Origin of the sequence: Archangium lipolyticum, assembly GCF_024623785.1 — a bacterium.
GTDB classification, from domain to species: Bacteria; Myxococcota; Myxococcia; order Myxococcales; family Myxococcaceae; genus Archangium; species Archangium lipolyticum.
Window position 1 is genome coordinate 1 of record NZ_JANKBZ010000060.1, and the last position, 13,025, is coordinate 13,025.

13 protein-coding genes are annotated in these 13,025 nt (G+C 69.7%); 7 read left to right on the top strand and 6 right to left on the bottom strand.

Annotated elements, in window-relative coordinates; genetic code table 11:
* Positions 1-460: 460 nt before the first annotated feature.
* A complete protein-coding gene (locus tag NR810_RS51075; protein WP_257463452.1) occupies positions 461-2,062 on the bottom strand; it encodes a HEAT repeat domain-containing protein in 1,602 nt (533 codons plus the stop codon).
* Between the two features lie 105 nt (positions 2,063-2,167).
* Here NR810_RS51075 and NR810_RS51080 point away from each other — a divergent pair, with 105 nt between their 5' ends.
* Genes NR810_RS51080 through rsmB form a run of 4 tightly spaced genes read left to right on the top strand, consistent with a single transcriptional unit; the run spans position 2,168 to position 5,998 of the window.
* Positions 2,168-2,764, top strand: a complete 597-nt coding sequence (locus NR810_RS51080; protein ID WP_257463453.1) for a signal protein — start codon at positions 2,168-2,170, stop codon at positions 2,762-2,764.
* A 32-nt stretch (positions 2,765-2,796) separates the two neighbouring features.
* Positions 2,797-3,732, top strand: coding sequence for a methionyl-tRNA formyltransferase (fmt, locus tag NR810_RS51085; protein ID WP_257463454.1), 936 nt, complete (start codon positions 2,797-2,799; stop codon positions 3,730-3,732).
* Positions 3,733-3,747: 15 nt separating this feature from the next.
* Positions 3,748-4,668 (top strand): type II 3-dehydroquinate dehydratase, encoded by a 921-nt coding sequence (locus NR810_RS51090; protein WP_257463455.1) that lies wholly within the window; start codon positions 3,748-3,750, stop codon positions 4,666-4,668.
* A 10-nt stretch (positions 4,669-4,678) separates the two neighbouring features.
* Positions 4,679-5,998, top strand: coding sequence for a 16S rRNA (cytosine(967)-C(5))-methyltransferase RsmB (gene rsmB / locus NR810_RS51095; RefSeq protein WP_257463456.1), 1,320 nt, complete (start codon positions 4,679-4,681; stop codon positions 5,996-5,998).
* 3 nt (positions 5,999-6,001) lie between these two features.
* Here rsmB and NR810_RS51100 read toward each other — a convergent pair whose 3' ends face one another.
* Complete coding sequence (locus NR810_RS51100) at positions 6,002-6,838, bottom strand: protein kinase domain-containing protein (protein WP_257463457.1); 837 nt, start codon at positions 6,836-6,838, stop codon at positions 6,002-6,004.
* A 212-nt stretch (positions 6,839-7,050) separates the two neighbouring features.
* Between NR810_RS51100 and NR810_RS51105 the strand changes: the two genes are divergently transcribed.
* Together NR810_RS51105 and NR810_RS51110 are read left to right on the top strand one after the other, a co-directional pair.
* On the top strand, positions 7,051-7,647 hold the full coding sequence (locus tag NR810_RS51105; protein WP_257463458.1) for a TIGR02265 family protein: 597 nt from the start codon (positions 7,051-7,053) through the stop codon (positions 7,645-7,647).
* 100 nt (positions 7,648-7,747) lie between these two features.
* On the top strand, positions 7,748-8,506 hold the full coding sequence (locus NR810_RS51110; protein ID WP_257463459.1) for an alpha/beta fold hydrolase: 759 nt from the start codon (positions 7,748-7,750) through the stop codon (positions 8,504-8,506).
* Here NR810_RS51110 and NR810_RS51115 read toward each other — a convergent pair.
* The gene (locus NR810_RS51115) at positions 8,503-9,402 is read right to left on the bottom strand and encodes a LysR family transcriptional regulator (RefSeq protein WP_257463460.1); all 900 of its coding nucleotides are present in this window, start codon (positions 9,400-9,402) and stop codon (positions 8,503-8,505) included. The genes NR810_RS51110 and NR810_RS51115 overlap by 4 nt on opposite strands.
* Before the next feature lie 133 nt (positions 9,403-9,535).
* A complete protein-coding gene (locus NR810_RS51120) occupies positions 9,536-9,817 on the bottom strand; it encodes a hypothetical protein (RefSeq protein ID WP_257463461.1) in 282 nt (93 codons plus the stop codon).
* Positions 9,818-9,889: 72 nt separating this feature from the next.
* Between NR810_RS51120 and NR810_RS51125 the strand changes: the two genes are divergently transcribed.
* Positions 9,890-11,002, top strand: a complete 1,113-nt coding sequence (locus NR810_RS51125) for an MJ1255/VC2487 family glycosyltransferase (protein WP_257463462.1) — start codon at positions 9,890-9,892, stop codon at positions 11,000-11,002.
* A 9-nt stretch (positions 11,003-11,011) separates the two neighbouring features.
* Here the strand turns inward: NR810_RS51125 and NR810_RS51130 are convergent, their stop codons facing one another.
* Together NR810_RS51130 and NR810_RS51135 are read right to left on the bottom strand one after the other, a co-directional pair.
* On the bottom strand, positions 11,012-11,743 hold the full coding sequence (locus NR810_RS51130; RefSeq protein ID WP_257463463.1) for a class I SAM-dependent methyltransferase: 732 nt from the start codon (positions 11,741-11,743) through the stop codon (positions 11,012-11,014).
* Between the two features lie 224 nt (positions 11,744-11,967).
* On the bottom strand, positions 11,968-13,008 hold the full coding sequence (locus tag NR810_RS51135) for an SDR family NAD(P)-dependent oxidoreductase (protein ID WP_257463464.1): 1,041 nt from the start codon (positions 13,006-13,008) through the stop codon (positions 11,968-11,970).
* Positions 13,009-13,025 lie beyond the last annotated feature (17 nt).

A 13,025-nucleotide genomic window follows, 5' to 3' on the forward strand; every position in this document is an offset into this window, starting at 1 on the left:
CGCGACTCCTTCTACGCGGAAGCCGTCCGTCGTCTACGGCAACTGAGACGGCCTGGCACGCTCCGGGCTCTTCTCCGTCCCAAGCGTCGGCCGCCCCCTGAACGGACTTAGTTCGGCTGGCTTAGCCCGGGGCTCGCGCCACTGCTTCCAGGCAGCCAGCTTCCCCACCTGTTCCGGGAGCGTCCGCCGTCAGCTCAGGGAGTCCTCCCGCGCTACCTGCCCCCGGCCCGGAATCGTGGCGGAATGAGGAGGTGCGTGAGTGCGAGCCGAAGCCTCTCAGCCGACTCCCGGGTGGATGGCCCGTGGCGCATCCTCCCATCAGCGCCAGTGCCACCAGGGCCAGCAGGACCGGAATGGGATGCCAGCCCGTCCGGAAGGAAACCGTCATCCTGAAATCACACGGGGAGACGGGTTCGCCCGTCAAGCCACCAGATGGGGCCAGGCGGTCGACTTCCAGGGGTCAGGTCTTCTGCCGCTGCACCCTCGCCACCAGCCGACGCAGATCCTCGTTCGCCCTCACGTACTCCGTGCGGCTCTTCTCCTCGGAGAGCTGCTTCTCCAGCGCGGGCAGCGCGCTCTTCACCTGGGCCGCTGCCTCCTTCGTGTCCTCCACCAGCCACTCCACGCCGAGGATGAGCGCCATCCGCGTGTCCGGATCCTTCTCCGTCATCCGCCCCAACAGCGCTCCCACGTGCGCCGCCGTCTTGCCTCGGCCCACCTCCAGCGCCGCGCGCTCCAGCACACCCTTGTCCGTGTCCTGCAGCTTCTTCGCCCAGCAGCCCGCGTCCGCCCCGCACGCCTTCGCCGCCTCCAGCCTCTTGCCATGCCGGGCAATCGTCTCCGCCCGCTTCTTCCCCAGCGCCGCCGGGTCGCCACAGCCCTCGCCGCCCGACTCCTCGCACTCGGCCGCCGTCTTCGCCAGCTCCGCCGCCGCCAGCTTCTCCACCGCCGGCAATTCCCTCTCATCCCCCAGCATCGTCAGCGCCTCGATGGCCGCCTCGCGCGCGTACCAGTCCCCCTGGCCCGCCGCCTTCTCCAACGCCGGTAGCGCCTCGCGTCCTCCCAGCCTTTTCAGCGCGTGCGTGTACTCCCTCCTCAATCCCGCGTCCGGCTCGGACACCAGCGCCGTCAGCGGCTTCACCGCCGCCGCCGAGCGCATCCTCGCCAGCGCGTCCGCCGCTCGTGCCCTCACGCCCGCCTGGATGCGCGGATCCTCGTTCTTGAACGCCAGTTGTTGCAGCAGTGCGCTCTCCGCCCGGCGCTCGCGCAGGTCTCCGAGAATCTCCGCCGCCTTGAAGGAATAGCTCGCCGGGTTGATGCCATTCTTCCGCACCCATTGCGTCAGCTCGGTGTCCTTGCCCTCTAGCGCCGCGAGCAGCGCGTCCGCCGCCGGTTGGCCCAGCTGGAAGAGCGAGAACGAGCTCTCCACGTAGAAGGACACCCCCCGGCGCTCCTTCGTCAGCGTCCGCATCAGCGCCGGTATCGCCCTCGCGTCCCCGATACGCCCCAGCGCCTCGATCGCCTTGCGGTTCAGGAAGGGCTCCACCCCCTCGTCCGTGGCCAGTTGCACGAGTGGCTCCACGGCCTCGGAGACGCGCATGCGCCCCAACGCCTCCACCGCCTCGATGCGCGTGTAGTTGTCCCGCGCGGTCAACAGTTTCAACAGCACCGGCGCGGCCTTCGGGTCGCCAATCTCTCCCAACGCCGCCGCCAGTTCCTTGTTCAACAGGTTCGTGGCCGAGTCCGAGGCTCCCACGTCCACCGCGCTCTCCAGCGGGCCCACCGAGGCCGGGTTCTTCATGTCTCCCAGTGCCCTGGCCACCGCCGCCTTCACCTCGGGCTTCCTCTCCGAGGCGAGATGCTCGTGCAGCATGGGAAGGAAGCGCGCGTCGAGGTGGCCCGAGCTGCGCAGTGTCTCGATGACCCGCACCTTGTCCTGGGGCCTCCGGGCCTTGCCCAGGGACTTCTCCCAATGGTCCGGAGAGGTCGGATCCACCTTGCACCCGGGCAGGATGAGAAGGAGCGCGAGCGTCAGGCTCGAGGCGGTGAGTAGGCGAATCATGGGGCCCCCCGTTGCTGGTTGCGGGTTGAAAACGCTTTTCGTGTAAACCCGTCCTGTCGGAATGCGCAAACCGACCCCGGAGATTGGAGTACGCTGCTCAACGCCATGTCCGTCGATACTCAACCTTCCACCCGCCCTCATGTCGTGCGCCGGAAATACCTGCTCGATGCCGGATTCCAACTCCGGTACATCCTCCGGCTCGCCGCCCTTGGCGGAGGCGGGGTGCTGCTCGTCGGTGTGCTCGCGTACCGGGCGCATATGTCCTTGCTGCGCAACCCCACCCCCATGGCCGTGGTCACCAGTGGCGAGACGCTGCTGTGGCTCACCGGACTGGGCGCGCTGGGCGTGGCGGGGGTGCTGGCCCTCTTCGGGCTCGTGCTCACCCACCGCGTGGCCGGCCCCGTCTATGTGATGAGCCTCTACATCGCGACGCTCGCCGCTGGCCGCTACCCGCGCATGCGCCCCCTGCGCCAGAAGGACGAGCTGCGCGGCTTCTTCGACCGCTTCAGCGAGGCGGTGGACCGCATCCGCGAGCGCGAGGCCGAGGAGGCGCGGCTGCTCTCCGAGGTCATCGACACCCTGGGGCCGCTGGCCACCACCCAGGACGCTCAGGCCGCGCTCAGCATCCTCGGCTCCATCCGTGCCCGCAAACGTCAGGCCATCGAAGGTCCCACCTCGGGTGCGCTGAAGTCCGTTGCCTGACGCGCCCCGGTGCAGGAGAAGAGTCCCCCGATATGACCCGTCCCCGTATCGTCTTCATGGGCACGCCCGAGTTCGCCGTGCCCTCCCTGGCCGCCCTCTTCGACATCGGAGACGTGGTGGCCGTCGTCACCCAGCCCGACAAGCCCAAGGGCCGCGGTCAGGCGCTCTCCATCTCCCCGGTGAAGGCCTACGCGCTCGAGCGCGGTGTGCCCGTGCTCCAGCCCCAGAAGCTGCGCACGCCCCCCTTCTCCGAGGAATTGCGCAAGCTCAACCCGGACGTCGCCGTGGTGACGGCCTACGGGAAGATCCTGCCCAAGGACCTGCTGGAGACGCCGGCCAGGGGGTGCCTCAACGTGCACGCCTCGCTGCTGCCGCGCTTCCGGGGCGCCGCCCCCATCCAGTGGGCCATCGCCCATGGGGACAAGGAGACGGGCGTGGCGCTGATGGTGATGGACGAGGGCCTCGACACCGGACCGGTGCTGGCGGAGAAGCGTCTGCCCATTGCCCCTGACGAGACGAGCGCCACCCTGCACGACAGACTTTCCAAGCTGGGCGGAGAGCTGTTGCGAGAGTGCCTGCCCGCGTACCTGCGCGGCGAGCTGAAGCCGGTGCCGCAGCCTTCGGAGGGCATGGTGCTGGCCCCCATCATCAAGAAGGAGGAGGGGAAGCTCGACTTCACGCGGCCCGCGGTGGAGCTGGAGCGGCGGCTGCGCGCCTTCACCCCGTGGCCGGGCGCCTTCACCTCCCTGGATGGGAAGGTGTTCAAGGTGCACCGGGCGAGGGTGGGGGAGGGGCGTGGTGAGCCGGGGACGGTGCTGTCCGCGGGGCCGCAGGGGCTGGAGGTGGCGTGCCGGGAGGGCTCCCTGGTGCTGCTGGAGGTTCAGCCCGAGGGCAAGCGGGTGATGGCGGCGGGCGAGTTCCTCGCGGGCCACAAGCTGGCGCCGGGCAGCCGGCCCTTCGATACCTAGGAGAGGACGCGGAACATGGGCAAGAGGCTGTTGGTGCTGCACGGACCGAACCTGAACCTGCTGGGCGAGCGGGAAGGCCGGCAGGGCGGAAGGCTCGCGGACCTCGATGTGGCGCTGAATGCCCGGGCCTTGGAGCTGGGGCTGGAGTTGAAGGTGGTGCAGTCCAACCACGAGGGCGTCCTCATCGACACCCTGCACGCCGAGCGCTCCCAGCTGGACGGCGTGGTGGTGAGCCCCGCTGGCCTCTTCGGCTCGTACCCGCTCATGGAGGCGCTGGAGGCGGTGGGTGTGCCCGCCCTCGAGGTCTACCTGGAGCGGCTCGGTGACCGGGAGTCCGTGGTGGCCGAGGCCTGCGTCGCCACCATCGAGGGACAGGGCTTCCACTCATACATCGAGGCGCTCGAGCGCTTCGCGAGCGGCGATCTCACCGGCGAGCCGGAGGACTCCGGGGACGAGGCGTCGGAGGACGAAGAGGTCGAGGATCCCTCGGGGCCGGTGAAGACGCTCGGCCGCCGGCAGGCGACGCCTCCGGAGAAATCCCTGGCCGTGTCGCCCTCGAGGGCGCTGGCCCGCTCTCCGGGCGGCGCCACCAAGACGCTGGGCCGCAAGGTGGAGGCTCCGGCCGAGCCCGTCCCTCCCCAGAAGACACTGGGCCGCAAGGTGAAGGGCGCGCAGGACACGCCCGCGGCGGACTTCCTCTCCCGGGCCCTGGTGCGGCAGAAGATCGCCGACCGGCTCGCGGGCCGGATGACGCCCTCGGAGCTGGCCTCCTGGGCGCGCGCGAAGTGGACCGAGGTGCAGCTCGGGGCCGCCGCCGAGAGTGGTTACCGGGACATGTTGGAGGACTGCCTGCAGCGCCTCACGCTCTCCACCCTGCCCGTGAGCAAGCTGTCGGACTCGGAGCTGGTGGACATGATGACCCGGTTGGAAGGGTAGGAAGAGAAGGATGAACGCGCGCGCCATCGCCATCCAGGTCCTGAGCCGTGTCCGGGCCACGGATGCGTACCTCAACGTCGTCCTCGACACGGTGCTCTCGGAGTCGCCGCCAGCGGATCCCCGCGACACGGGGCTCATCACCGAGCTCACCTACGGCTCCACCCGGCGCCAGCTCGCGCTGGACTACGCCATCACCCGCTTCGCGGACCGCAAGCTGGACGCGCTGGAGGACAAGGTGCTCGCCGCGCTGCGCGTGGGGGCCTACCAGCTCTTCTACACGCGGGTGCCCGCGCGCGCGGCGGTGGCGGAGACGGTGCAGGCGCTCAAGGACGTGGGGCTGGTGCGCGCGGCGGGTTTCGTCAACGCCATCCTGCGCAAGCTGTCCTCACTGCCCTCGCAGCCGCTGCCTCCGGAGAGCGATGAGCTCGAGTACCTGTCCGTGCGCGAGAGCCATCCGCGCTGGCTGGTGGAGCGCTGGGTGCGCCAGTTCGGCCGCGAGCGCGCCGAGGCGATGCTCACCGCCAACAACCAGACCCCCGCGGTGGTGATTCGCGCGAACACCTCGAAGGTGACGCGCGACGCGCTGCTGGAGCAACTGCGGGAGACGGGGCTGGAGGTGCGGCCCTCCGCGGTGTCGCCGGTGGGCATCGTGCTGCCTCCGCTGGGGCGGTTGGAGGACGTGTACGGCTACGCCGAGGGCCTGTGGCAGGTGCAGGACGAGGCGGCGCAGCTGGTGGGCGTGTATGGCGACATCCCGGAGACGGCGCGGGTGCTGGATGCCTGCGCGGCGCCGGGCGGCAAGGCGTGCCACCTGGCCGAGAAGCACGAGGTGGTGGCCGTGGACCTGCACGCGAACAAGCTGCGCAAGATCGAATCCGAGGCGAAGCGGCTGGGCCTCTCGGCGCGGCTGAAGGCCCAGGCGCACGATGCCTCGCAGCCCTTCCCGGAGGAGTGGGGCGAGTTCCACGCGTTGCTGGTGGATGCGCCGTGCTCGGGGCTGGGGACGCTGCGGCGGCACCCGGAGCTGCGCTACCGGCGCAAGCCGGAGGACATCGGCCGGCTGGCGGTGTTGCAGCGGCGCATCCTGGAGAACTGCCAGGAGTCGGTGCCTCCCGGAGGGCTGCTGGTGTACGCGGTGTGCACGTCGGAGCCTCAGGAGGGGCAGGATCAGGTGGAGATGTTCCTGCGCAGCCACCCGGAGTGGACGGCGGAGCCGCCGGTGCTGCACGAGTCGGTGAAGCTCCCGCTCACCCAGGCGTACCTGCGCACGCTGCCGGGCCCCGAGGGCTGGGACGGCTTCTTCGCCGCGCGCCTGCGCAAGCTGTACTGAGCGTCAATGGGGCTCGGGCTGCCCGGACTCGTAGTTCGGCGGCGGTGGAGGCGGGAGTGACGGCAGGGATTTCAGCACGGGCCGCAGCGCTCGCAGCGCCTCGGTGACGCAGCCGAACCGGCTGCCGGGGGCCGCCTCCGTGGCCCGCTCCACCCAGTGCTCCCAGAGCCCCTTCCACGCTCCGTCCCGCCGGGTGGCCAGCATGTCCCTGACGATGAGGCCGAAGGAGAAGACATCGGCGGAGGAGGGCAGGGCGCTCGGGCGCTCCGACTCGGGGGCCACGTAGTCCTCACCCAGCTGGGGGGACTTCAACCAGTCGTGTCCGCGCTCCCTCCGGAACGACTCCAATCCCAGGTCGAGCATGGACAGCCGCATGCCCTGGGGCGAGGGGGCGACGAACAGCCGCGAGGGCCGCAGCCGTCCATGGACGACGCCCGCGGCATGGGCGGTGGCGAGCGCCCGCGCCAGTTGCTCCGCCAGGGAGTGGAGGATGGGGAGGTCGAGCCCCACCGGATGCAGCCCGCCCAGCGCCGAGGGCAGCGACTCTCCGTGCCGCCACTCGCGCACCAACCAGAGCGCTTCACGCGCTGCGTCGAAGCCGACGTCCTCCACGGGCGGGAAGGTGGCCACCCCCAACCGGTCGCCCGCGCGCACGGCCTGCTCGAAACGCTCCAGCTCATCGGGAACCGGAGCCCGGAGCGCACGCCACAGGGTGAGCCGCCGGGCCGTCCCTCCACCGGTCGGCTCGACCCGAAACTCCGAGCCGGGCTCGTCACCGAGGGCCAGACGGACGATGCGCCACTTTCCTCCGATGACGTCACCTGTGGTCAGTGCGCTCATGTCACTGGAGTGTAGACGGATTGGCCGCGCGGTCCCCGGGGGGCCCTCTCTCGTGTCGTCCATCCTCCAACAGGAGGCGGATACCCGGGATCCACGGGGTTCGAGCGAATTCCCCGGAGACTCCGGGCGGGTGGTACGCGGCGTGTCTTGACCCGCTGGTGGTGGGCCCCACAATGACAGTTCCCGAGGAGCGGGGATGAGCGGGGACTCTCGTGTGCGAAGTAGCGGAGACGGGCTCACAGCAGGAGTTGGAGCAGCGGCTGGCCCTGGTCGGGCCCAAGGACACCCTGCACGGTTTCTTCTTCAACGGCGCGCTGAAGGTGGTGCGGGGTCTGGGTGACGCGGTGGTGCTGGGCCACTGCATCCAGGCCGCCGGAGGCGACAGGTTCAGCGCCTTCTTCCACTACCCCGTCGGCTCGCTCACCCGGTTGCTCTATGCCGCCGCATGGGCGCTGAGCGAGGCGCACGGAGGTTTCGACGCGGCGATGCGGTACCTGGGCTCCCAGGTGGTGCCGGACTACCTGGAGTCCTCGGCGGGGCGCGTCCTGGTGAAGCTGGCCGGAGGGGGACCCAAGCAGCTGCTCCACAGCCTTCCCTCGGTCTATCGGACGTCGGTGCAGCACGGCGAGTGCGCGGTGCGGTGGACGGGCTCGAACGCCGGCGTCCTCCAGCTCGCGGGCAACATCCTGCCCTCGGCGTATGTCGAGGGAGCGACGCGGGGCGTCTTCGACTCCCTGCGGATGCCGAACGTGAAGGTGTCCGGGAAGCAGGTGAGCCTGAGCCACTCGGAGATGGAGATCTCCTGGTAGGCGGCGCCGGTAGCCGCCCGTCTGGTCTCCGGGGAGGCGTGCACGGGCGGGCAGAAGCGGTGCGCGGGCGCTGTTCGGAGCGCGTTTCGCGAGGAGTCACATGCGTCGAGTGGTCGAGCTGACGGAGTTGGATGGAGGCCTGGGGCCCCGGGTGCTGATGCTGCCCGGGTTGGGAGCACGTGGCTCGGGCTTCCGGGCGCTCGCCGAGCGGCTGTCGGAGGTGGCCCGGCCCGTCCTCGTCGAGTACCCGGAAGGGCGTCACGCGGCCTGTGGCGCGGGGGCGCTCGCCCGCCAGGTGCTCACGGCCGCCGGAGCGGTGGACGCCGTGGTGGCCAGCTCCTTCGGGGGCATGGTGGCCGGGCACCTGGCCGCGGCGGGGGCCGTGCGCGGCGTGGCCTTCCTCGGCTCCTTCACCCGGACCGAGCACCTGGGGCTGCGTGGCAACGCCATCGCCCTGATGGGGCCCATCGCCGTCCTGGGACGCCCCGGCCCCTTCACGGCGGCCCTGGCCTCGTGGAAGCCCATCCCGAAGGCGCGCGTGCCCGAGGTGGTGCCCACCACCACCCTGGAGCGGATGACCACGCTCCACCGTGCCTTCGCCATTCGTGGTGAGCCGCCTCCGCCGGAGCTGCGCGGGCTGCCCGTCTCGTGCCTGTGCATCCAGGGAGACCGCGATGTGCTGGTGCCCGCGTCCACGATGGAGCGGCTCGCGGCCTCGCTGCCTCCGGGCACGCCCCGGCACCTGCTGCGCGGGGCGGGCCACGTGCCCTACTTCACGCACCCCGAGGCGTGCGCGCGGCTGCTGACGCCGTGGTTGGACGCGCTGGCGCCCGCCCACGGCATCGAGACGGCCGCCTAGCCCTCGTCGCTCGTGGCCTCGGCCAGCTTGAAGGCCTCGAGCACCGCGGCCGAGGCGCGGTCCAGGTACTTGCCCTTGCGGATGAGCAGGCCGATGGGCCGCGACACCGGGCCCTCGGCGAAGGGCTTGGACACCAGCGTACCCTGCGCCACCTCGGCCGACACCGTGGCCATGGGGAGGATGGCCACGCCGATGCCCATCTCCACCGCGCGCTTGATGGTCTCGACGTTGTCGATCTCCATCACCGGGTTGAGGTCCAGGTTCTTCTCGCGGAAGAGCCGGTCCAGCGCCTTGCGCGTGGGGGCCTCGCGGTCGAAGGCGATGAAGGGCACGCCCGAGAGCGCCGTGAGGCTCACCTTCGCCTTGGTGGCGAACGGGTGGTTGGGCGAGCACACCACCGCCAGCTTGTCGTCGCGGAACGGGTGGATGTCCACGCCCGCGCGCGGCTGCGGGTAGGCCACGATGCCAATCTCCGCCGCCCCCAGGATGACGTCGTCGTACACCTGGTCGTTGCGCCGGTAGTTCAGGCGCATGTTCACCTTGGGGTGCGTCTTCAGGAGCTGCTTCTGCACGTTGCGCAGCTCGTGCAGGCCCACCGAATAGATGGTGGACACCGTCGTGGTGCCCGCCACCTCCGTGGACTGCTCGCGAATCTCGTTCTCCACCTCCGCGAAGCGGGCGAGGATCTCCTTGCACCCGCGGAACAGGCGCTCGCCCGCCGGCGTCGGCGTCACCTGGCGCGCGCTGCGCGACAAGAGCTTCTGCTCGTAGCGGTTCTCCAGCGCGCGGATCTGCTGGCTCACCGCCGACTGCGTCACGTGGTTGAGCTGCGCGGCCCGCGAGAAGGAGCCCGTCTCCACCACGTCACAAAACATCTTCAAGGATTCAAGCTGCATAAGAGGGCGCCTCTCCTAACTGAAGCCTTATGCCGAGGCTAGAGCTAATTAGCCTGTCTACGTCTCGTCGGCAAAACCACTAACCCGGCTTGCCTGTCCGGATGCTTGACGGAGGAGGGGAAAGCGGCCCTCGCTAGGCGTCCGGGCGCATGCGCGAGCGCATCAGCACCACCACGGCCACCGCGAGCGCCAGCAGCGCGGCCCCCGCGACACTCTGCGTGCGGCCGACCTCGATGGCCGTGTCCCGCATGAAGCCGCACTCCATCTCCGACAGCTCCGCGCAGTCCGACGGCGCCAGGCGCGTCCTCAACCCTTGGATCAGCAAGAAGAGCCCGCCCAGCATCATGCCGCCACTCAGCCCCAACAGGGCCGCGCGGCTCACGCCGCCGCGAGTTCCCTGGGGCTTGGAGTCCATCCCTGGTTGCATGGGGGGTGACGCTACCGCCACGTGGGCCAATGCGCCACATCCCGCGTATGCTCCGCGCCCATGCGAATCCTCTACGGTGTCGTCGGCGAAGGCATGGGACACGCCACCCGCTCCCGTGTGCTGCTCGAGGAGCTCATCAAGGAGCACGAGGTCCACATCGTGGTCTCCGGGCGCGCCAAGGACTACCTGGCCAGGCGCTTCGAGAACGTGCACGGCATCTGGGGCTTCACCCTGGCCTACGAGGGCAACTCGGTGAAGAAGTGGCAGACGGTGCTCCAGAACGTCTCCGGGGCCGTCAAGGGCTGGCCGCACAACATCCGCCAGTACTTCGAGCTCGTCGAGGACTTCAAGCCGGACGTGGTGGTGAGCGACTTCGAGAGCTTCAGCTACTTCTTCGGCCGCAACCACCGGCTGCCCGTCATCAGCGTGGACAACATGCAGATCATCAACCGCTGCAAGCATGACTCCGCGCTGCTCTCCGGCTGGGAGGACGCCTTCGAGGGCACCCGCGCCATCGTGAAGTCCAAGCTGCCCGGGTGCTTCCACTACCTCGTCACCACCTTCTTCTACCCGCCCGTCCGCAAGGAGCGCACCACCCTCCTGCCCTCCATCCTCCGGCCGGAGATCCTCTCGGCGAAGTCCGAGCCCGGCGAGCACCTGCTCGTCTACCAGACCTCCACCACCAACACCGCCCTGCCGGAGATCCTCAAGAAGAGCGGGCTGCCATGCCGCGTCTACGGCCTGCGCCGGGATATCACCGAGGACCTCCAGGACGGCAACCTCACCTACCGCCCCTTCAGCGAGCAGGGCTTCATCGATGACCTGCGCACCGCCCGCGCCGTCGTGGCCGGCGGCGGCTACACGCTCATGAGCGAGGCCGTCTACCTCCACAAGCCCATGCTCTCACTGCCCGTGGGCGGCCAGTTCGAGCAGGTGCTCAACGCCCTCTACCTGGAGAAGCTGGGCTACGGCATGTACGCGCCCGAGCTCACGCTCGAGGGGCTCCGCGAGTTCCTCCAGCGCGTCCCCAGGTGCCAGGAGGCGCTGGAGGGCTATCAGCAGGACGGCAACGTGAAGATGATCGAAGCCCTGCGCGAGCAGATCGCCCTCGCCGCCGAGTACAAGGGCCGCTGGTGGGAGGAAGTCGAGCAGGCCGACCCCTCCAAGGCGTGAGCCGTCCTCCTACTTGCGGCAGCTCAGGGCGATGAGCAGCGGGTTCTCCTGGTACTCCCGCCAGAAGTCCTCGCCGAACCTGGCGAGCGCCTCGGCGGGAACCTCGAAGGGGTGCCAGGCCACCTCCCGGAAGCCCGCCTCCGCCAGCACCGATTCGTAGGTGGCCGCGGACCAGCGGAAGTACTCGACCTCCGCGGGCGGCTCCGTCCGGAACCGCGCGCGGCAGATGTGGCGGCCGTCCTCGTACCGCTCGCTCATGACCTCGAAGCCGTACTTCGCCCAGTTCGACTTCCCCAGGTCGAACGCCGGATCGATGGTGCAGGCGATGAAGCGGCCTCCCTCCTCGAGGTTGGTGTTGGCACTCCTGCACATCCCCAGCAACTCCTCCCGCGTGCTCGCGTAGTTCAGCAGGTAGACCGCCGTCACCAGATCGAAGCCGTCCAGCCGCGGCAGCTTCGCCGCGTCGAAGACGTGGTACTTGATTCCCTGCCGGTGCTCCTGCTCCTTCCTCCTCGCGAGCTGGACCATCTCCGGCGAGATGTCCACTCCCTCCACACGCTCCGCTCCGTGCTCCTTCAGCATCCGCGTGTAGTGGCCCGCTCCGCACGCCAGGTCCAGCACGCTCTTCCCTCTCAGGTCTCCCACCAGCTTCAGGAACGTGTGCCTCTCCGGTATCGGCAGCGGCGCCTTGTTCTTGAACTCCTCGTACTTGCTTCCCACGTTGTCGTACTGCTCCGCCATGTGCTCTCCCTCGGGCTGGGTGCTCCCGGATCGGGCGCAACGCTGGCAGGGGCCGTGGGCCCTGTCTTTCTTTCCTGGTGGGGGACTCGGGTTCCTCTGTGTAGACCCTCACCCCGGCCCTCTCCCAGAGGGAGAGGGTGTTGACTCGGTGACAACCCGGGAGGGCTCGGTACCCTCACCCCGTCCCTCTCCCGGCGGGAGAGGGGTGTTGGGTGGGGTGGGGCTCAGTGCAGCAGCTCTTCGTTGTTCTTCTGCGCAGCACGTCTTGTCAGCTGCGTTACCCAGGAACGCGTGAGCGGTGTCTCGCTGTCCCGGCCCCGGTGCCGGTCCGTGCTGCTGTCCTGCGGCATCATCCGGTTCACGTGCGCCAGCAGCGCCGCCGTCAGGCCCGGTGCCAGCGTCCGTGCCAGCGCCGCCACCTTCGCCGGCATGCCGATCAGCGCCTCCGCGTCTCCCCTCCGGCACGCCTCGACGATCTTCCGCGCCGCACGCTCCGCGTTCATCGACATCCCCGGTAGCGAGTCCCCCAGCACGAACCACGCGTACTCCGCCTCGTGGTTGCCCTTGAAGTACGCGTTGGGCGGGCTCCCCGTCCTCATCAGCCCAGGGCACACCGTCGTCACCAGGATTCCGTCCTGCGCCAGCTCCGCCCTCAGCCCGTCCGACAGGCCCACCAGCGCGAACTTGCTCGCGCTGTAGGGCAGCAGGTGCGGGATGCTCACCTTCCCTCCAATCGACGAGATGTTCACGATGCGCCCCCAGCCCCGCCGCTTCATCTCCGGCAGCACCGCCAGCGTCGTGTAGAGCGGCGCCCAGAAGTGCACGTCCATCGCCTCGTCGAAGTCCTCCTCCGTCATCGACTCCAGCGGGCCCACCTGGATCGTCCCGGCGTTGTTCACCAGCACGTCCACCGCCCCGAAGCGCTCGTGCACCTGCGCCACCATCGCCTCCACCTGCACCCGGTCACTCACGTCGCAGGGGATCGCCAGCACCTCGCCAGCTCCGTCCTTCTCCAGCTCGTCCCGCGCCCGCGTCAGCTCCACCTCCTCCCGGGCGCTGAGGATGACCCGCGCTCCCTCCGCCAGGAACTGGCGGGCCAGCACCAGGCCCAATCCCCTCGAGCCGCCCGTCAACAGCACCGTGCGGCCCTCGAAGCTCACCTTCTCCCGCAGCAGCGCCCGGAGCCCCATCACCGCTCCCACTCCCGCGGCGGTCAGGGCTCCCAGCGACAGTCGGGAGGCCTCCTTCTTGTTCCGGCCTGCCATGTCGCTCCTCGCTGTTC

What these genes read in the sequence shown, in the direction of transcription:
- NR810_RS51130 (WP_257463463.1), bottom strand. Translation starts at nt 11,743, where the DNA reads ATGGCGGAGCAGTACGACAACGTGGGAAGCAAGTACGAGGAGTTCAAG.
- NR810_RS51075 (WP_257463452.1), bottom strand. Translation starts at nt 2,062, where the DNA reads ATGATTCGCCTACTCACCGCCTCGAGCCTGACGCTCGCGCTCCTTCTC.
- NR810_RS51080 (WP_257463453.1), top strand. Translation starts at nt 2,168, where the DNA reads ATGTCCGTCGATACTCAACCTTCCACCCGCCCTCATGTCGTGCGCCGG.
- fmt (WP_257463454.1), top strand. Translation starts at nt 2,797, where the DNA reads ATGACCCGTCCCCGTATCGTCTTCATGGGCACGCCCGAGTTCGCCGTG.
- NR810_RS51090 (WP_257463455.1), top strand. Translation starts at nt 3,748, where the DNA reads ATGGGCAAGAGGCTGTTGGTGCTGCACGGACCGAACCTGAACCTGCTG.
- NR810_RS51125 (WP_257463462.1), top strand. Translation starts at nt 9,890, where the DNA reads ATGCGAATCCTCTACGGTGTCGTCGGCGAAGGCATGGGACACGCCACC.
- NR810_RS51120 (WP_257463461.1), bottom strand. Translation starts at nt 9,817, where the DNA reads ATGGACTCCAAGCCCCAGGGAACTCGCGGCGGCGTGAGCCGCGCGGCC.
- NR810_RS51110 (WP_257463459.1), top strand. Translation starts at nt 7,748, where the DNA reads ATGCGTCGAGTGGTCGAGCTGACGGAGTTGGATGGAGGCCTGGGGCCC.
- NR810_RS51115 (WP_257463460.1), bottom strand. Translation starts at nt 9,402, where the DNA reads ATGCAGCTTGAATCCTTGAAGATGTTTTGTGACGTGGTGGAGACGGGC.
- rsmB (WP_257463456.1), top strand. Translation starts at nt 4,679, where the DNA reads ATGAACGCGCGCGCCATCGCCATCCAGGTCCTGAGCCGTGTCCGGGCC.
- NR810_RS51135 (WP_257463464.1), bottom strand. Translation starts at nt 13,008, where the DNA reads ATGGCAGGCCGGAACAAGAAGGAGGCCTCCCGACTGTCGCTGGGAGCC.
- NR810_RS51100 (WP_257463457.1), bottom strand. Translation starts at nt 6,838, where the DNA reads ATGAGCGCACTGACCACAGGTGACGTCATCGGAGGAAAGTGGCGCATC.